Raw genomic sequence first — 18659 nt, 5'->3', positions numbered from 1 at the left:
GGGGGGGGGGGGCGCCGCCCCCGGGGGCGCCCCGCGCCCCCGTGGCGCTCGGCGCGCCTGTCGGGATCGGCGGCTCGCGGCGGGTCGGGCCGCCGGCGCTGTTGATGATCGGGCGCAGCCTGCGGCGATGGTGGCCCACCGGGCCACCAGGAGATCCTCGTCGCGAGTCCCACGCTTGGTACCGGAGCCGACAGATCGGCTCCGGCGTGGGCCGCCCAAGGCGTCCGGTGACCAGCGGCGCCCGTAGGACAACGAGAGCATTCGACCCACACCGACGAGAAGAGCACCATGGCAGACATCACAGCCGCTGACATCCGTAAGCTCCGGGAGCTGACCGGGGCCGGGATGAGCGACGTCAAGAAGGCGTTGGTCGACCACGACGGCGACGTCGAGAAGGCCAAGGCCTGGCTGCGGGAAAAGGGCAAGGCGCAGGTCGCCAAGCGGGCAACGCGCAGCGCGGCCAACGGCCTGGTCGAGTCCTACCTGCACCGGACGGATCCGCAGCTGCCGCCGACCCTCGGCGTCATGGTCGAGCTGCGTTGCGAGACGGACTTCGTGGCGAAGACCGAGGACTTCAAGCAGCTCGCCCGTGACCTTGCGCAGCACATCGCTGCCGCCGACCCGCTTTTCGTCTCGCCGGAGCAGATTCCGAACGAGGTCCTCGAAGCGGAGCGGAAGATCTACGAGGCGGCCGCCCGCGAGGAAGGCAAGCCCGAGCAGGCGATCGCGAAGATCGTCGATGGGCGGGTCAACGGGTACGTGAAGGCCACCGTGCTGCTTGACCAGGCCTGGGTGAAGGACAGCAAGATCACCATTCGTGCTCTGCTCGACCAGGCGGCTGCCTCCCTCGGCGAGAAGATCGAGGTTGGTCGGTTCGCTCGCTTCAACATTCGGCAGGCCTGACCGCGAGGCCCGGATCGGCGGACGGTCGCTGCGACCGCCCGCCGATCCGGGTGCGCGGCGCGGTGGGCGCCCAGGTGGCGTGTCGGATATCGCATGGTTCTAGGCCGACAGACGGTTCGTTGGCGCGTCCGGCGTGGCGTGTCACCCCGGGCCACCCGTCGGCGACCTCGTGCGGGACACTGCTCCTACGGGTCACGGCGGCAGTCGTTGTCGGGCGGACTCCCGTGTACCCGGGCAGCAGCCAGTGTCGTCCCCGTGGATCGTGGGTGATGGTGTCCTGGCCGGGCAGCCGCGCACCGCAGCCCATGGTGCCGGGTGGATGTCGGCGAGTCGGAGCGGACGGAAGGAACAGCGGTGATCGACGACACGCTTCTCGATGCCGAGGAGAAGATGGAGAAGGCCGTCTCGGTCGCCAAGGAGGACTTCGCGAACATCCGCACCGGCCGCATCACGCCCGCAGTCTTCTCCAAGATTCTGGTGGACTACTACGGTGCGCTGACGCCGGTTCAGCAGCTTGCCTCGTTCCACATTCCCGAGCCGCGCATGGTGATCATCACGCCATACGACAAGTCGTCCCTCGGCGCCATCGAGAAGGCGGTCCGCGACTCGGACCTGGGCGTGAACCCCAGTAACGACGGCACGATCATCCGCATCGTCTTTCCGGAGCTCTCCGAGCAGCGGCGTCGTGACCTGGTGAAGGTGGCGCGCACGAAGGCCGAGGAAGCTCGGGTCAGCATCCGCAACATCCGGCGGCACGCCAAGGACAGCATCGACCGGATCGTCCGCGACGGTGAGGCCGGCGAGGACGAGGGCCGACGGGCGGAAAAGGACCTGGACGAGGCCACCCATCGGTATGTCGCGCAGGTGGACGAGCTGCTGCGAATCAAGGAGTCGGACCTGTTGTCGGTCTGACTCCGCGCGTCCCGGCTGTCGAAGTGCATGTCGTACCCCGATCCGTCCGGACGGGCCCGATCGGGACGACGCGCCCAGGGCGAGCCGTGAGCTGCGGGGCTGACGCCCGTACTGTCCGCTTCCGGCGAGATGCAGGCCCACATGACGGCGATCGACGGCCCAGCCGTGGTTGACGGCGATCAGCACGAGAGCGCGGAAGGTCTCGAAGCCCCCGCCCAGACGCGGGTCGGGTCGACTCCCACCTCTGCGGCCGGTGCCCCGCTGGCGGAGGAGGCCGCACCGAACCCGCCTCGGAGGTCCCGCGCGGGCCGGGACCTCCCGGCCGCGATCGCGGTAGGTCTGTTGCTAGGTGCGGTCATCATCGTGCCGCTGGCCGTTTTCCGGGCCGCCTTCGTCGGTGTGGTCGCGGTGGCTGTCGCCGTGGGGACCACTGAGATCATCCGCGCGGTGCGTCTCACCGGGGTGCGGGTGCCGACCGTCCCACTTGTCGCCGGGGCGCTGGCGATGCCGCCTGTGGCGTACGCCGCCGGTACGACCGGCCTGGTGCTGGCACTGGCCGCCACCGTGGGCGCGGGGATTGCGGTTCGGCTCGCCGGACCGGCGGACGGGCTCATCCGCGACATCGCCGGCATTGGCTTTGTGGCCGGCTACGGCGGCTTTCCCGCCGGGTTCGCGGCGTTGCTGACCGCGCCGTCCGACGGAAGCTGGCGGGTCGCGGCCTTTATCGCCACCGTGGTGGCCAGTGATGTCGGCGGGTACGCGGCCGGCGTGCTGTCCGGCGGGCGGCACAAGATGGCGCCGAGTGTGTCCCCGGGCAAGTCCTGGGAGGGGTTTGCCGGCTCCCTGATCGCCTGCATGGCGATGGGTGCCACCCTGGTCGGCTGGCCCCTCGGCGCGCACGCCTGGCAGGGGGTACTTCTCGGCCTGGCCACCGCCTGTACGGCCACCATCGGGGACCTCGGCGAGTCGCTTCTCAAGAGGGACATCGGCATCAAGGACATGGGCAACCTGCTGCCCGGCCACGGCGGGATCATGGACCGGCTGGACTCCATGCTGTGTACCGCGCCCATCGCCTGGCTGCTGCTGACCGCCTTCCTCAGCTAGTGGCGCCGGCCGCGTTCCGCCCTCGGTGGTCGATTGCCGCATTCGTCTGGGCGGCAACCGCCTGGCACACTGGACCCCGCGATGACTTCCACGACCGCTGATTCCGTGTCCCCGGACGGGCAGGCCCCCGCCGGGGACGGCGGGCGCGTCGCCCTGTCGCTGACCCGCCGGCCCACCCGGCCGGCCCGGCATCTCGCGGATCTCTCCGGGCCGCAACGCCGGCAGGTCGCGGTGTCGCTGGGCCAGCCGGCGTTCCGCGCCGACCAGCTCTCGCGTCACTACTTCACCCGGCTGATCGACGCCGACGACGCCGACGCGATGACCGACCTGCCCGAACGCGTCCGCGGCCCGCTCGTGGACGCATTGTTGCCGCGGCTGCTCACCGCCGCCAGGACGCAGAGCTGCGATGACGGCCGGACCCGTAAGACCGCGTGGCGCGCGGCGGACGGCGCGCTGCTCGAATCCGTGATCATGCGGTACCCGGACCGCGCGACCGTCTGCGTCTCCAGCCAGGCCGGCTGCGGCATGGGCTGTCCGTTCTGTGCGACCGGGCAGGGCGGGCTCACCCGCAACCTGTCGACCGCCGAGATCGTGGAGCAGGTTGTCCATGCCGCCCGGGTGATCCGTCGCGGTGAGCTGGCGGGCGGGCCGGCGCGGCTGTCGAACGTGGTGTTCATGGGCATGGGTGAGCCGCTGGCGAACTACGCCGCGGTGACGACGGCGCTGCGCCGGCTGGTCGCCGCGCCCCCGGAGGGGCTCGGGCTGTCGGCCCGCGGCCTGACCGTCAGCACGGTGGGCCTGGTGCCGGCCATGCGCCGGCTGGCAACCGAGGGGCTGCCGGTAACCCTCGCGCTGTCGCTGCACGCCCCGGACGACGAGCTTCGCGACACCCTGGTCCCGATCAACAACCGCTGGCCGGTCGCCGAGGCGCTCGCGGCCGCGTGGGAGTACGCCGAGCTGACCGGCAGACGGATCAGCATCGAGTACGCCCTGATCGACGGAGTGAACGACGACCCGGACCGGGCGGAGGCGCTCGCGGCCCTGCTCGCCGGCCGCCTCGCCCACGTCAACCTCATCCCGCTCAACCCGACCGATGGGTCGTCGTGGCAGGCCAGCGCCCCCGCGGGCCAGCGTGCGTTCGTCCGCAGGCTGCGTGAGCGCGGCATCGCCACGACCGTGCGGGACACCCGGGGCAGGGAGATCGCGGCCGCGTGCGGCCAGTTGGCCGCCGAACCGACTGCGGCGGCGCAGCGAGGACCGCGCCGGGCGGCGGGCGTGGCAGGCGGCCAGGCTGACGGAACCAGTGTCCCTCGGTAGCCCCGCGAGCCGGCGCCGCGGATCGCTGCGGCACCGCACGCGCACCACGAACACTGTCTGGCTGCCGATCACAGCGGCGGTCGGCGTGCTGCTGCTTCTGTTGTGGTACGCGGCCTCGCGGGATCCCGGGCCGGCCGACTCGACCGCGGCGCATCCGGCGGCGGCCGGTCCGAACAGCAGTCAGGACCGTGGCGCGGCAGCCGCGACGTCACCGACGCCGACCGTGCCCCCGCCGCCGCAGAGCGGATGCGTCACGGGGCGGACCCTGCCGGCCGGTATCAGCACCCGGACGCTGCGGGTGGCCGGCGTCGAGCGTTCCTACGTCCTGGCCGTGCCCGCCGGTGCGACCGGGGCGCGCGCGCTGCCGCTGATCCTCACCTTCCACGATCTCAACCAGAGCACCGATGACCTGGAGGCCTACACCGGGCTGGCCGACCAGGCCACGAAGGCCGGCTTCGTCCTCGCCGCGCCCATCGGCGCCCAGGCGCGCTGGAACTTCCCGCGCTCCGCCGCGGTGGGCCCGGACGACGTCCTGTTCACCGGTCTGCTCCTCAACGAGCTCACGGGTCGGATGTGCCTCGACGCACACCGGACGTTCGCCACCGGCTACGGCGATGGCGCGAACATGGTGCTCACCGACCTGTGCGGACTATCGGATCGGTTCGCGGCCGCGGTGACGGTCGGCGCGAGTGTCCTGCCCGTCTCCTGCGCCAGGCCGACGACGAGCCTGCTGGAGATCCACGGGACGGTCGACACGATCGCGCCCATCGACGGGGGTGGGCCGCCCCGGTCGGCTCCGTTCGCCGCCGCCGTCGCGCGGTCGGCATCCGACCGGCTCGCCCGCTACGCCTCCGCGCTCGGCTGCAGTGGGGCGACGCAGACGTCCCACGACACCGCGGCGTGGTCACGCACCACGTGGCCGGGCTGCCCGAGCGGCCGCGGCGTCGCCCTGCTGGCCATGACGGGCGCGGGACATACCTGGCCGGGCGCGCAGGCCCGCCCGTCGCTCGGCCCGACCGCGGACGCCTTCAAGGCCACCAGCATCGTGCTCATCTACTTCGGGTACACCCCTGCCTCGGGATCGGGCGGCGAGGGCGGGGCGACTGGCTCGTCAGTGCCCCCCTTGAGACCAGGCTCACCATCCCCGGGTACCGCGCCCACGGCGCCCGCCGCGTCGAGCAAACCGTCACCCTCGGTCAGCGCGACGCCGCCTGCTGACGCCGGATCGGCCGGGACGACGGAGCCGGGCGCAACGCCGGCGGAGACGGCAACACCCTCGCCCACGGCCTCGAACGGCTGAGTAGGTCCACCTCGCCAGGCCGTGGTGGACCGTCCGGCAGGAGGCGGTGGAGCGGACGTCATGGCCGGTGACCGCCGTTGGACCCATTGCGCATCTTCGGGTGGCACCTGTCATGAACCGAACAGGGCGGCACCGAGCCGCCGACCGGCCTGCGAGAATGGTCGTGTGGTGGAGGCTTCGAACCTGCGTGAAGTTGTTCTGCTCGGGTCCACCGGCTCGATCGGTACCCAGGCCATAGACGTCGTGCGCCGCAATCCGCAGCGCTTCCGGGTGGTGGCGCTGATGGGTGGCGGCTCCCGGGTGGATCTGCTCGCGGCCCAGGCACTCGACCTCGGGGTGCAGGCGGTGGGGGTGGCTGCGGCCTCGGCCGCTCAGGACCTACAGCTCGCCTTCTTCGCCGAGGCGACGAGGCGGGGCTACCGCAAGGGCGAGTTCCCGGTGCCGAAGATCCTCGCCGGCCCGGACGCGGCCAGCGAGATTGCCGCGTGGCCCTGCGACATCGTGCTCAACGGCATCACCGGCTCCGTCGGCCTCGCGCCGACGCTCGCGGCGCTCGCCGCGGGGCGCACGGTGGCGCTCGCGAACAAGGAGTCCCTGGTCGCGGGTGGCCCACTGGTCCTCGACGCGCTCGGTGGCGACCCGAACCGGCTCGTCCCGGTGGACTCCGAGCATTCGGCGCTGGCCCAGTGCCTGCGCGGCGGGCGGCAGGAGGAGGTGCGCAAGCTCGTCCTGACGGCGAGCGGCGGGCCGTTCCGCGGCCGCCGGCGGGAGGAGCTCGCCAAGGTCACCCCGCAGCAGGCTCTGGCCCATCCGACCTGGGACATGGGCCCCTTCGTGACGATCAACTCGGCCACCCTGATGAACAAGGGCCTCGAACTCATCGAGGCACACCTGTTCTTCGGAGTGCCGTACGACGACATCGAGGTCGTCGTCCATCCGCAGTCGCTGGTGCACTCGATGGTGGAGTTCGCCGACGGGTCCACCATCGCCCAGGTGTCCCCGCCCGACATGCGCCTGCCCATCGCGCTGGCCCTGGGCTGGCCGGACCGGGTGCCCGAGGCACAACCGCCGATGGACTGGACCCGCGCCCAGGCGCTGACCTTCGAGCCGCTCGACACCGTCGCCTTTCCGGCGGTGGATCTCGCGCGCACGGCCGGTCGCCGAGGTGGAACGGCGCCTGCGGTGTTCAATGCGGCCAATGAGGAAGCGGTCGCCGCCTTCCTTGCCGGGCGCCTGCCCTTCGTCCGTATCGTGGACCTGGTGGCCGAGGTCATCGCCGAACACGACGTCGTCGATCACCCCACCCTCGACGAGGTGTTCGCCACCGAACGGGACGCGCGGGCCGCGGCGCAGCGGCTGATCCAGCGCGCGAGCGAACGGGAAACGGTGTGATTCACCCCACGCCCACGGCCAGCCGAGCGGCAGCGGTGGCGGCTCGGCGGTGTCCGCCGCGGCGGAGGCAGGCCTGATGGAGATTCTCGGGATCGTGGCGTTCGCCGTGGCGCTGCTCGTGTCCGTGGTCGCGCACGAGGGCGGCCACTTCGTCACGGCCCGCCACTACGGCATGAAGGCATCGAAGTTCTTCGTGGGCTTCGGTCCCACGATCTGGTCCCGTCAGCGTGGCGAGACCGAGTACGGCATCAAGCTGATCCCGGCCGGCGGCTTCGTCAAGATCGAGGGAATGACGCCGCTGGAGGAGATCGACGCCGCGGATGAGCCGCGGGCGTTCTACAACGCTCGTGCGCGGGCCCGGCTGGTCGTCATGGCCGCCGGGTCGTTCGTGCACTTCCTCATCGCCATCGTGTTGATCTATGGTGTTCTGGTCGGCCTGGGGTTGTCGCAGGTCAGCGAGTCGAAAATCGGCAGCACGAGCTGCGTGGCGACAACCTCCAGCTGCACCGGGCCGGGGCCTGCGGCGGCGGCCGGCCTGCGTCCCGGGGACCGGATCGTCAGTTTCGACGGGGCTCCGCTGCGGACCTGGCAGGAGTTCACCCGCCGGGTGCGCGATCACGGTGCCGGCCCGGCGACTCTCGTCGTCCACCGCGACGGGGCGGACCTGACGCTGCATCCGGATCTCGTCGAGGTCCGCCGTGACCGCGTCACCGGCGAGGCCGGCGACGATCGGGTCGGTGCGCTCGGCGTCCGTCCCCGTCTGGAGACGGTGCGGTACAACCCGATCGAGGCTGTTCCGCGCACCTTCCGGGTGATCGGAAGCGGGTTCACCGGGATGTACACCACGTTGACCCACCGCCTCGACGACCTCGGTAAGATCTTCAGTAACGACCGCGATCCGCAGGGCTTCATCAGCGTGGTCGGCGCGGCCCGCCTCGGCGGCGACGTCGCCTCCGCGCCGGACACCTCGGCGCTCGACCGGGTGCGCCAGTTCCTCATCCTGGTCGCCGCCATCAACCTCGCGTTCGGCATCTTCAACCTGTTGCCGCTGATGCCGCTGGACGGTGGCCACATCGCCGTCCTCGGCTTCGAACAGGCCAGGCATGGTCTGCGCAGGCTGCGAGGTTACCGTGGACCTGTACAAAAAGTGGATTTCGCCAAGCTGTTACCAGCCACGTACGCCACGGTTGCCGTTCTGCTCGGGTTCAGCCTGCTCCTCCTGTCCGCAGACATCGTCAACCCCGTCCGCCTGAACCAGTGATCCCGCACGAGTGACCAGTGCGGTGCCGCGCGGGTCACGTGCGTGTAACTGCCCTGCGTCCCGCAGCCGACAGGCCGAATCAGTCGCACATTGAACCTTTTTCCGATTCGCCAGTGAGGACAACGTGACCGTTACTCTGGGCATGCCAACCGCTCCGGCCCGGCCGCTTGGAACGCGGCGCAAGAGCCGGCAGATCAATGTGGGCACCGTCCCGGTCGGGGGTGACGCACCGGTCTCCGTCCAGTCGATGTGCACGACGCTGACCTCGGACGTCAACGCGACCCTGCAGCAGATCGCCCAGCTCACCGCCTCGGGGTGCCAGATCGTCCGGGTGGCCGTGCCGAGCCAGGACGACGCCGACGCGCTGGCGGCGATCGCTCGCAAGTCGCCCATCCCCGTGATCGCGGACATCCACTTCCAGCCGAAGTACGTCTTCGCGGCGATCGACGCCGGGTGCGCCGCGGTCCGGGTGAACCCGGGGAACATCAAGGCGTTCGACGACAAGGTGGGCGACATCGCCCGCGCGGCGAAGGCCGCCGGCACCCCGATCCGGATCGGGGTCAACGCCGGCTCGCTCGACAAGCGCCTGCTCCAGAAGTACGGCAAGGCCACCCCCGAGGCGCTCACCGAGTCGGCGCTGTGGGAGTGCTCGCTGTTCGAGGAGCACGACTTCCGCGACATCAAGATCTCGGTCAAGCACCACGACCCGGTCGTCATGATCCAGGCCTACCGACTGCTCGCCCAGTCGTGTGACTACCCCCTCCACCTTGGCGTGACCGAGGCGGGTCCGGCGTTCCAGGGCACCGTGAAGTCCTCGGTTGCGTTCGGCGCGCTGCTCGCCGAGGGCATCGGCGACACCATTCGGGTCTCGCTGTCCGCGCCGCCGGTCGAGGAGGTCAAGGTCGGCGCTGCCATCCTGGAGTCCCTGGGACTACGGGAGCGTAAGCTCGAAATCGTGTCGTGCCCCTCCTGCGGGCGGGCGCAGGTCGACGTCTACACCCTCGCCAACCAGGTCAGCGCCGGTCTCGAAGGTATGGAGGTCCCATTGCGGGTCGCCGTGATGGGATGCGTCGTGAACGGGCCCGGCGAGGCTCGGGAAGCCGACCTCGGCGTTGCCTCGGGCAACGGCAAGGGCCAGATCTTCGTCCGCGGCCAGGTGATCAAGACGGTGCCGGAGGCGCAGATCGTGGAGACCCTCATCGAGGAGGCCATGCGGCTTGCCGAGGAGATGACGGACGGCGGCACGCCTTCCGGCGAGCCCACAGTTACTGTCAGCTAGGCACCTGTCGGATGGGTTTGCCGCTGCGTTCCGCGCCGACGCGTCTGCTGGACGATCGGGACCTTCCCGCGGTGCGTGAGCTGCTGGCCCGTAACCCGGTTGCCGACGTCTTCGTTGCCTCACGGGTCGAGGCCGCCGGGCTCGACCCGTGGCGGCTGGGTGCCGAGATGTGGGGCCATACGGTCGATGGCCGGCTGGCGGCGCTGTGCTACTCCGGCGCCAATCTCTGGCCCGTGGCGGCGGGACCCGCGTCGGCGAGGCTTTTCGCCGAGCGGGCCCGCCGACAGGGCCGCCGGTGCTCGTCCGTCGTCGGGGTCTCGTCGTCGGTGATGACGATGTGGCGCTATCTCGAACCCACCTGGGGGCGGGCCCGTGAGGTCCGGGCCGACCAGCCGCTGCTCGTCATAGACGGGCCGCCGCTGGTCGCCCCCGACCCGCTCGTCCGGCCTGTCCGGCCGGACGAGCTCGATGTGCTGTTGCCGGCCTGCATCGCGATGTTCACCGAGGAGATCGGCGTGTCGCCGGTCATGGCGGATGGCGGCACCCTCTACCGCGCCCGCATCGCCGAGTTCATCGGGCAGCGACGTTCGTTCGCGCACATCGTCGACGGCCGGGTGCTGTTCAAGGCCGAGATCGGCGCGGTCGCCGGCGACGTCTGTCAGATCCAGGGAGTGTGGGTCGACCCCTCCCTGCGTGGGCGCGGGTTCGGCGCGGCCGGCACCGCCAGCGTCGTCGCGCTGGCCAGGGCGGCCTTCGCCCCTCAGGTGAGCCTGTACGTCAACGACTTCAACCACGCCGCCCGCCGGGTCTACGAGCGGGTCGGCTTCCGCCGCGTCGGCACCTTCGCCTCGATCCTGTTCTAGGCGGCGGCCGCGCAGTCCTGTTCCAGACGGCCGCGCAGTGCCTGGCCGCCGCGCTCTGTCGGGGTTCGAGCCCCACCGACCTGCCCGGCGATGCCCCTTTCGTCCCTTGTGTCGTGATGTCGTCGATGAATTGTTACTGAACCATGTCGGGCCTATGTCGGCGCATGGCCAGGATCTGGCCGATCTGGCATGCTTACCATCCCGATGGCATCGATCGACATGCGTGGCGTCGGTTTTGACGCGCGTGAACTGGGGGTTTACATGAGACCGAGCAGGTTGTGGCGCGCGCTGACGCCACTGGTCACCGCGGGAGCGCTTGCGCTGGCGGTGGTCGGCTGCTCGAGCTCGGGCAGTGACGGCACCTCGGTGAGCTCCACACCCGGACAGGCCAGCGGCACGCTGCGGCTCGGGTACTTCCCGAACCTGACGCACGCGCCCGCGCTCTACGGCACGGAGAAGGGCATCTTCGCCAAGGACCTCGGGTCCGGCGTCACGCTCAAGCCCTCCACGTTCAACTCCGGCACGCAGGAGGCCGAGGCGATCCTGTCCGGCGCCATCGACGCCGGCTACATCGGCCCGAACCCGGCCGTCAACAGCTTCATCAAGTCCAACGGCGAGGCGATCCGGATCATCTCCGGCGCCACCTCCGGCGGCGCCTCGCTGGTCGTGCGGCCGGACATCACCTCGGCCGCCCAGCTCAAGGGCAAGACGATCGCCACCCCGGGCCTGGCGAACACCCAGGACGTGGCGCTGCGGTACTACCTGAAGAAGAACGGCCTGAAGACCGACACCCAGGGCGGCGGCGACGTCTCGATCAAGCCGCAGGACAACGCCCTCACCGTCGACGCCTTCAAGAACAAGGCCATCGACGGCGCCTGGGTGCCCGAGCCGACCGCGTCGCGCCTCGTCGAGGCCGGCGGCAAGGTGCTGGTGAACGAGGCCGACCAGTGGCCCGAGACCAAGGGTCAGTTCGTCACGACCCTGCTCATCGTGCGCACCGACTACCTCAGGAAGAACCCGGAGATCGTCCGGCGGCTCGTCACCGCGAACGTGGAGGCGATCAACGGCCTGAACGCGGACAAGGACGCCGCCGCGAAGGTCACGAACACCGCGGTGGGCAAGCTCACCGGCAAGCCGCTGACCGACAGCGTGCTGGCCTCGTCGTGGAAGTCGCTGACGTTCACGGCCGACCCGATCGCCAGGTCACTGGTGTTGTCCGCCCAGCACGCCTCCGACCTCGGGCTGCTCAAGAAGCCCAGGCTTGACGGGATCTTCGACCTGACGATCCTCAACGACGTCCTGTCCAAGCAGGGCAAGCCGACCGTCTCCGACTCCTGATCCGCCCCTGGGCGCACCCCGCCACCGCGGGGTGCGCCCAGGCCATGCAACGGGGGAGTGCTCCGTGACCGCTGTCCTGTCCGACACCGCGCTGCGGATCGACGGTGTGAGCCGGTTCTTCGGCTCCGGCGCCGCGCGTGTGCACGCGTTGGACGATGTCTCGCTACAGGTCCGGTCCGGCGAGTTCCTCTGCCTGCTCGGCGCGTCGGGCTGCGGCAAGTCGACCCTGCTCAGCCTGATCGCCGGCCTTGACGCCCCGACCACCGGCACGGTGGACACCACCGGTCGCCGGGTCGGAATGATGTTCCAGGATTCCGCGCTGCTGCCGTGGCTGACCGCGGGCGGCAACGTCGAGGTGCCGCTGCGGCTGCGCAAGATCCGCCGGGCGCAGCGCCAGGCGCGGGTCGAGGAACTGCTCGCGATGGTCCGCCTGGCGGGCATGGCGGGCCGGCGTCCGCACGAGTTGTCCGGCGGCATGCGCCAGCGGGTGAGCCTCGCCCGTGCCTTCGCGCAGGAGGCCGACATCCTCTGTATGGACGAGCCGTTCGGCGCCCTCGACGCGATGACCCGCGACCTGCTGCATGACGAGCTCGAGCGGATCTGGCGCGAGACGGGCGTCACGGTCATATTCGTCACCCACGACGTGCGCGAGGCGGTGCGGCTCGGCGACCGCATCGTGTTGCTGTCGTCCCGACCGGGCCGGGTCGCCGAGATCTTCGACGTCGACATCGACCGGCCGCGGCGGATCGACTCCACCCGCGTCGCCGAACTCGCCACGAAGGTGACCACCCGTCTGCGTGAGGAGGTGGGCCGCCATGGCCACTGAGACCGAGGTCGTCAGCCGGCCCCAGGCCAGGGAGCTGTCCGCGCCCGACGTCGATCCGGCGCTGGCCGGGCTCGACGCGCTCGACATACCGATCGTGCAGCGGCGGCCGCTGGCGGTCCGGGCCTGGGCAGCGACCTGGCCGAAGCTCGGCGCCCTGGTGCTGTTCCTGCTGCTGTGGCAGCTCGTCGTGTGGAGCGGTTGGAAGCCCACCTACGTGCTGCCCGGCCCCATGAAGGCGCTGACCGAGTTCGTTCACCGCGTCGGCACCGGCCACTTCTGGGATGCGCTGGCCCGCACGCTCGTGCGGGCGCTGAAGGGGTACGCGCTCGCCGTGGTGATCGGCAGCGTCGTCGGCGTGGCGGTCTCCCGCTTCAGGTTCCTGCGTACGGCCGTCGGGTCCTTCATCACCTCGCTGCAGACCATGCCCTCGATCGTCTGGTTCCCGCTGGCGATCCTGCTGTTCCAGCTCAGCGAGTCCGCGATCATGTTCGTTGTGATCCTCGGCGCCGCGCCCTCGATCGCCAACGGCGTGATCTACGGCGTCGACTACGTGCCGCCGCTGCTGGTCCGGGTCGGGCGCAGCATGGGCGCCAAGGGGTTCTCCCTCTACCGGCACGTGGTCGCGCCCGCGGCGTTGCCCTCCGTGCTCGCGGGGCTCAAGCAGGGCTGGGCGTTCGCGTGGCGCAGTCTGATGGCTGGCGAACTGCTGGTGATCGTGCCCGGACATCCGTCGGTCGGCGCAGATCTGGAGAACTCCCGGGAGCTGAGCGACACGGTCGGCGTGATGGCCTCGATGATCACCATCTTCGTCATCGGGGTCATCGTGGACTCCATCTTCAACGTCGCTGACCAGCGGATGCGGCAGCGCCGCGGCCTGGTCGCGGAGGGCAACTCCGCGGTACGGGCCGCTCGGGGACGCTCCTCCGCGGGTGGACCCGGGCAGCCGGCCACCGTGCCCGCCGCCGTGGGCTTCGACGCCGTGGAGGCCGGCGCGGGAATCAGCCCCGCCGCGGACTCCGGGTCCGGGTGAGTGATCCGGCCAGCGACCACGAGGTCGGCGAGGCTGTCGCGGGCCTGGTGAGAGCGCCGGCGGGCGGCGGGCGGCAGAATAGATCCATGCAGATCTCCGCTCGCGCCGACTATGCGCTGCGCGCACTCCTGACGTTGGCGGCGAGTGACGGTCAGCTGGTGAAGGGCGAGGCGCTCGCCGTGGCCCAGGATCTTCCCCTGCGGTTCCTCGAGAACATCCTGACCGATATGCGCCGTGCCGGGCTCGTGCAGAGCCGCCGCGGCGCCGCCGGCGGCTACCAGCTCGGCCGACCGGCCGACGAGATCACCGTCGCCGCGGTGATCCGGGTGACCGACGGGCCGCTCGCCAGCGTCCGCGGCCGGCGGCCGGAGGAGGCGAACTACGAGGGTGCGGCCAAGAACCTGCAGGACGTGTGGATCGCCGTGCGGGTGAACCTGCGGCGCGTGCTGGAGCACGTGACGCTCGCGGACGTTGCGAGCGGGCGTCTGCCCGAATATGTGACGACTCTCAGTAACGATCCGGGAGCCTGGACCACCCGCTGAGGGTGAGTCGGCGGGCCGTGCGGTCAAGGGGGTCTGGCGGCCGCGGCGGTGCTGCGGCCTCAGGTACCCGGCAGTGCCCGGGTCGCCGTCGCCGGTGGCAGGCCGGCGGCGAGGCGGGCCCGTTGGGCGCGGATCGCCATCCCGCCGAGCGCGTCGACGGCAAGCCGCCGGGTGTCGGCGGTGAGCACGGCGGTGGCGTCGTGCGCCGCGGCGGCGCAGGTGTCCTCGACCTGCGCGAGCAACTGCAGCGCGGTCGTCACGGTGATCGGCGCCGCGGGGATCCGATAGGCGGGCAGCGCGGGCGGCGCGCTGGCGCCGCGGGCCTCGATCGCGGTGATGAGATCGTCCCGCAACCGCTGGTGCGCGATCCACGCGCCATAGGCGAGCTGGCGTGCCACAGCGGCCGGCGCACCGAGCGGGGCGAGCGCGCCGCCGGCGGTCGCGGCGACGTAGATCGCGGCGTGGCAGGCCTCGACCATGGTGCTCAGTACCCCGACGGTGGTCGTCGGCGCGTCACCCACCGCGTCGGAACCGCTGGCGAGAATGCGTCCCGCCGAGCCGGCGGCGCTCATCCGCCCACTCCGCCGGAAGCGGCGCCGCCAGCCTGGGCCAGGTAGCCGCCGAGCAGCTCGACCTGCGCCGCGCCGGCCGCGTGCAGGCTCGCCAGCAGCGGCGCCAGCGTGCCGCTCACGCGCAGGCTGTCGGTTCGCGCGGTGGCCGCCGCGGTCCCCTCCGTGGTGTGCAGAGCGGTAAGGGTCGCCACGCGGGCCGACGGCGACTCGTCAACGCCCACCGTGGCCGCCGGCGCGCCGGAACCCGCCCCGGAGACGGCGGTCTGGCCGACCGCCGGTGTGGTGCCGGGCGGGGCCGGGCGGTCCTGGGGGCCGCCGGGGGTTGCCGGCGCGCCGGCCGCGGCCGGGACCTGGGCGTCGAGCGTCGCGACCGCGACCTCGTGATGGGTCTGCAGGGCGTCGAAGAGAAGGCGCAGGGACGGATGCCGCGCCGCGGCGGCCCGGTAGGAGGCGGCCAGGGCGGTGGAGCGGGCGACGGCCGAGCGCGCCGCGGCCACGTCCGTGGGGCTGAGCCCCAGGTCCGGTTCGGCGAGGTGGGTCGTGGTCGTGCAACCGGTGCAGAGCGCCCCGGCCGCGCCGGTGAGCGCCAGGCCGCCGAGCCCCGCCAGAAGCCGCCGCCGGGACGGGGGAATGCGCAGGGCCGGGTCCACGGTCCCGAGCTTCGCACATCGCGGCGCGCAGGTCCGACGCCCGTCCGACCCCTCCCGGGTGAGCCACCGGTACGGGGGTGAACCCATGGGGCGCGGGCTGTTCCAGGTCCGGGCGCTCGTGGACGTAGGCTATGGATCTCACCTGTCGGTCGATCGTCCCCGGTGGCCCCGGGCGGCCGGTTGTGATCAGTGCGGTGACAGGCGTGTGCCGCGTGTGACCGTTCACCCGCGTCGGCGCCGGTTCTCAGGGGTGCCCGGCCGTGGTGGTGGACGCCGGCCAACGGGTGAAGAGCTGACGGAGCAGGGATGCGGGCCGGGCCGGCGCGCGATCGGACGGCGGCCGCGGACCAGCCGCCGGGCGCCGTCGACCGGTCCTCACGACCGGATGGCCGGGCGACCGGATGACCAGGTATGCGGGAAGGGACGGCGCGGGTGGCAGGGGCGGGGGAGTCCGGCAGTGGCCGGAGCCGGGGATCGGCCGGGGGCGCCCGGCGGGCGCGGACCGTCGGGCCGGCGTTGCGTGAGCGGTTGGCGGCCGGCCTGACCGAGGCCGGCTTCGATCTCGAGGATGTCACCGTGTCGAGGGCGGGTTCGCACAGCACGGTGCGCGTGATCGTGGACCGGGCCGGCGGGGTCGACCTGGATGCGGTCGCCGACGCGAGCCGGGCTGTCTCGGATCTCCTCGACGCGGCGGACGCGGAAGGCGACCAGCTGGTGGCGGGTACCTACGTCCTGGAGGTCACCTCCCCGGGAGTGGACCGGCCCCTGACGATGCCCAGGCACTGGCAGCGGGCGGTCGGCCGGTTGGTGACAGTGCGCGGTCACGACGGCGAGACCATGTCGGGTCGGGTGTTGTCCGCGGACGAGTCCGGCGCGGACCTGGCCGTGCCCACCGGGCCGGCCCGGAAGGGGCGCCCACAGCGGCGCCGGGTGGCGCGGGTGGCGTTCGACCAGGTCGCGCGGGCAACCGTCGAGGTCGAGTTCTCGGCCGTGGAGTATGATGATCTCTCTGGTGAGACGTCGGATGCGGCGCCGGGCTCCGTGGACCTTCCGGACTCGACGGCAGTCGCAGATCTTCCGGCGGGGCCGGGGCCGGAATCCGACAACGAGGGCCGTCAGGTCGATGCCCAGGGCCCGGCCGGTAAGGAGATGACCCCGTGAAGCTCGACGTGGCAGCGCTGCGCGGCATCGAGCGGGAGAAGGACATCGCCTTCGACACTCTGGTCCAGGCGATGGAGACCGCCCTGCTCACGGCATACCACCACACCGCCGGGTCGGCGCCGGACGCGCGGGTGGTCATCGACCGGACCACCGGAGAGGTGTCCGTCCTCGCTCGGGAGGAAGGTCCCGACGGGACCAGTCGCGAGTACGACGACACCCCGGACGACTTCGGCCGGATCGCCACGATGACGGCGAAGCAGGTCATCATGCAGCGCCTGCGGGAGGCGAGCCAGGAGGCCACCTACGGGCAGTACGCCGACCGGGAGCACGAGATCGTCTCCGGCGTGGTGCAGCATCACGAGCAGCGGGCCGGCTCGCGGGTGGTGCTCGTGGACCTCGGCACCATCGAGGGCGTGCTGCCGCCGGCCGAGCAGGTTCCCGGCGAGCGGCTCGAGCATGGTGATCGCATCAAGTGCTATGTGGTGCACGTGGCCCGTGGGGCCCACGGCCCCACGGTCACCCTGTCGCGCACCCATCCCGAGCTGGTCAAGGGCCTGTTCGGACTGGAGGTGCCCGAGGTCGCCGACGGCACGGTGGAACTCGCCGCGATCGCCCGGGAGGCGGGGCACCGCAGCAAGATCGCCGTGCGGTCCAAGGTCGCCGGGGTGAATCCCAAGGGTGCCTGCATCGGCCCAATGGGCAGCCGGGTGCGGGCCGTCATGGCCGAGCTGCGCGGCGAGAAGATCGACATCGTGGACTGGTCCGCCGATCCGGCGACCTTCGTCGGCAGCGCGCTGTCGCCGGCCCGGGTTGCCCGGGTGGAGGTGACCGACCTGGCCAGCCGGTCCGCACGCGTGGTCGTCCCGGACTACCAGCTGTCACTCGCGATCGGCCGGGAAGGGCAGAACGCCCGGTTGGCGGCCCGCCTTACGGGCTGGCGCATCGACATCCACTCGGACGCGGAGGACGGCGAGCAGGCCGCGGGCGCGCCGACGGACACGCCGCCCGCCGCGGCGCCGAGGCGGGCGGGTCCGCCAACGGTGCCACGCCGGTCTCCCACCGCCGGTGGCCACTCGCGGGGTCGGGCGGGATAGACTTAATGATGGCGTGTCGTGCGGAGCCCATCCGTACCTGTATCGGATGTCGAAGCCGTGCGCCGAGTTCTGACCTACTGCGTATCGTCGTGGACGGCGGCGAGCTCCTGCCGGACGCTCGTCGCCGTAGGCATGGTCGGGGTGCGCACGTGCATCCGGACGTTGCCTGCCTAGATCTCGCGGAGCGGCGCAGGGCCTTTTCGCGGGCCCTGAGAGCGCCTGGTCCGTTCGGATCGAAGCAGGTCAGGCTGTATCTGGAGCGGCCCCGGTGCGAGGCCGCCGGATCCCGTCCGCGGGATCGGGTGGCAGGAGCGGCTACAGACCGAGGAAAAATCGGGTAGAGAAGTAAGGGTTGGTTCGCGGCAGCGGATAACCCGGGTCAGACGGGACGGACGCCGGCTACCGAGGTGCCCGTGCCGACGCCGGCGGCGCCAGAAGACGTCGACAGGGAAGCAGGTCGAGACAGCGATGATCGCTCAATGAGCACCCAGCCATGATCACGACCAGCAGGTAACGAGGCTACGCGGGCACGGACCGCGGGCCGAAAGAAGGAGCACCGTGGCAGGAAAGGCCCGCGTACACGAGCTCGCCAAGGAGCTTGGTGTCGACAGCAAGACCGTGCTCGCCAAGCTGAAGGACCTCGGCGAGTTCGTGAAGTCCGCGTCATCCACCGTCGAAGCCCCCGTTGTCCGCAAGCTGAAGGAAGCGTTCCCCGCCGAGGGTGGGGCCGCTTCGGGTACTCGTCCCGGGCCGCGTCCGGCGGGTAACGGCGCCCGTCCGGGACCGCCGCCGCGCCCCGGTCTCGCGCCGCGTCCCGGCCCGCGTCCCGTGCCCGGTCGGCCTGGCCCGGCGCCCCGCTCGGGCCCGGTTCCCGGACCGCAGGCGCCCGCCGCGCCGATCGCCACGCCGCCGGTCGCTCCGGCGGCTCCGGCGCCGGCCCCGGCCGCCCCGCAGCCCGCTGCGGCCAGTGCCGCCCCGGCTCCCGCGGCGCCGTCCGCTCCCGCCGCGCCTGTTGGCGGGCGGCCGAACCCGCGTCCCGGTACTCCTGGGCCGCGTCCTCCGCGTCCCGCAGCCGGGCCGCCCGCGGCCACCGGTGGTGCCACCGGCACCACCGG

Annotated in this window: 19 protein-coding genes; 17 read left to right on the top strand and 2 right to left on the bottom strand. The window is 71.7% G+C overall.

Annotated features, from left to right (window positions below):
* Positions 1-288 precede the first annotated feature (288 nt).
* The 13 genes from MXD60_RS24730 (at position 289) to MXD60_RS24670 (ending at position 14067) form a co-directional block, all read left to right on the top strand.
* Positions 289-903, top strand: coding sequence for a translation elongation factor Ts (locus tag MXD60_RS24730; RefSeq protein WP_248821755.1), 615 nt, complete (start codon positions 289-291; stop codon positions 901-903).
* 354 nt (positions 904-1257) lie between these two features.
* Positions 1258-1815, top strand: coding sequence for a ribosome recycling factor (frr, locus tag MXD60_RS24725; RefSeq protein WP_248821754.1), 558 nt, complete (start codon positions 1258-1260; stop codon positions 1813-1815).
* A 141-nt stretch (positions 1816-1956) separates the two neighbouring features.
* The gene (locus tag MXD60_RS24720) at positions 1957-2919 is read left to right on the top strand and encodes a phosphatidate cytidylyltransferase (protein WP_248821753.1); all 963 of its coding nucleotides are present in this window, start codon (positions 1957-1959) and stop codon (positions 2917-2919) included.
* Positions 2920-3000: 81 nt separating this feature from the next.
* A complete protein-coding gene (gene rlmN, locus MXD60_RS24715) occupies positions 3001-4236 on the top strand; it encodes a dual-specificity RNA methyltransferase RlmN (RefSeq protein WP_248821752.1) in 1236 nt (411 codons plus the stop codon).
* On the top strand, positions 4223-5536 hold the full coding sequence (locus tag MXD60_RS24710) for a plasmid partitioning protein (RefSeq protein WP_248821751.1): 1314 nt from the start codon (positions 4223-4225) through the stop codon (positions 5534-5536). The genes rlmN and MXD60_RS24710 overlap by 14 nt, the downstream gene beginning before the upstream one ends.
* Positions 5537-5704: 168 nt before the next feature.
* Complete coding sequence (dxr, locus tag MXD60_RS24705; protein WP_248821750.1) at positions 5705-6928, top strand: 1-deoxy-D-xylulose-5-phosphate reductoisomerase; 1224 nt, start codon at positions 5705-5707, stop codon at positions 6926-6928.
* A gap of 76 nt (positions 6929-7004) precedes the next feature.
* Entirely contained in the window at positions 7005-8189 is a 1185-nt protein-coding gene (locus MXD60_RS24700; protein WP_248821749.1) for a M50 family metallopeptidase, read from the top strand.
* 124 nt (positions 8190-8313) lie between these two features.
* Entirely contained in the window at positions 8314-9468 is a 1155-nt protein-coding gene (ispG, locus tag MXD60_RS24695) for a flavodoxin-dependent (E)-4-hydroxy-3-methylbut-2-enyl-diphosphate synthase (protein WP_248821748.1), read from the top strand.
* A gap of 11 nt (positions 9469-9479) precedes the next feature.
* Positions 9480-10331 (top strand): GNAT family N-acetyltransferase, encoded by an 852-nt coding sequence (locus MXD60_RS24690; protein WP_248821747.1) that lies wholly within the window; start codon positions 9480-9482, stop codon positions 10329-10331.
* A gap of 261 nt (positions 10332-10592) precedes the next feature.
* Positions 10593-11669: an ABC transporter substrate-binding protein gene (locus tag MXD60_RS24685; RefSeq protein WP_248821746.1), complete on the top strand. Its 1077-nt coding sequence runs from the start codon at positions 10593-10595 to the stop codon at positions 11667-11669.
* A 64-nt stretch (positions 11670-11733) separates the two neighbouring features.
* A complete protein-coding gene (locus MXD60_RS24680) occupies positions 11734-12495 on the top strand; it encodes an ABC transporter ATP-binding protein (protein WP_248821745.1) in 762 nt (253 codons plus the stop codon).
* The gene (locus tag MXD60_RS24675) at positions 12485-13525 is read left to right on the top strand and encodes an ABC transporter permease (protein ID WP_248821744.1); all 1041 of its coding nucleotides are present in this window, start codon (positions 12485-12487) and stop codon (positions 13523-13525) included. Before MXD60_RS24680 ends, MXD60_RS24675 begins: the two co-directional genes overlap by 11 nt.
* Positions 13526-13611: 86 nt before the next feature.
* On the top strand, positions 13612-14067 hold the full coding sequence (locus MXD60_RS24670; RefSeq protein WP_248821743.1) for an RrF2 family transcriptional regulator: 456 nt from the start codon (positions 13612-13614) through the stop codon (positions 14065-14067).
* 59 nt (positions 14068-14126) lie between these two features.
* Here MXD60_RS24670 and MXD60_RS24665 read toward each other — a convergent pair whose 3' ends face one another.
* Entirely contained in the window at positions 14127-14639 is a 513-nt protein-coding gene (locus tag MXD60_RS24665) for a DUF4439 domain-containing protein (protein ID WP_308222593.1), read from the bottom strand.
* Positions 14636-15289, bottom strand: a complete 654-nt coding sequence (locus MXD60_RS24660; protein WP_248821742.1) for a hypothetical protein — start codon at positions 15287-15289, stop codon at positions 14636-14638. Before MXD60_RS24660 ends, MXD60_RS24665 begins: the two co-directional genes overlap by 4 nt.
* Positions 15290-15700: 411 nt before the next feature.
* Here MXD60_RS24660 and rimP point away from each other — a divergent pair, with 411 nt between their 5' ends.
* The 4 genes from rimP to MXD60_RS24640 all read left to right on the top strand — a co-directional run.
* Positions 15701-16450 carry a ribosome maturation factor RimP gene (gene rimP / locus MXD60_RS24655; protein WP_248821741.1) on the top strand — a complete coding sequence of 250 codons (750 nt, stop codon included), beginning with the start codon at positions 15701-15703 and terminating at the stop codon, positions 16448-16450.
* Positions 16447-17544: a transcription termination factor NusA gene (nusA, locus tag MXD60_RS24650; RefSeq protein WP_248821740.1), complete on the top strand. Its 1098-nt coding sequence runs from the start codon at positions 16447-16449 to the stop codon at positions 17542-17544. The genes rimP and nusA overlap by 4 nt, the downstream gene beginning before the upstream one ends.
* Before the next feature lie 5 nt (positions 17545-17549).
* Positions 17550-17885 (top strand): YlxR family protein, encoded by a 336-nt coding sequence (locus MXD60_RS24645; protein ID WP_308222592.1) that lies wholly within the window; start codon positions 17550-17552, stop codon positions 17883-17885.
* 217 nt (positions 17886-18102) lie between these two features.
* Positions 18103-18659 (top strand): translation initiation factor IF-2 N-terminal domain-containing protein (locus MXD60_RS24640; protein WP_248821739.1); only part of this gene is annotated, 557 nt, incomplete at its 3' end.

The sequence above is a fragment of the Frankia sp. AgB32 genome, assembly GCF_023243045.1.
In the GTDB taxonomy this organism is placed as follows: domain Bacteria; phylum Actinomycetota; class Actinomycetes; order Frankiales; family Frankiaceae; genus Frankia.
This window is presented reverse-complemented; position numbering and strand designations above follow the sequence as displayed.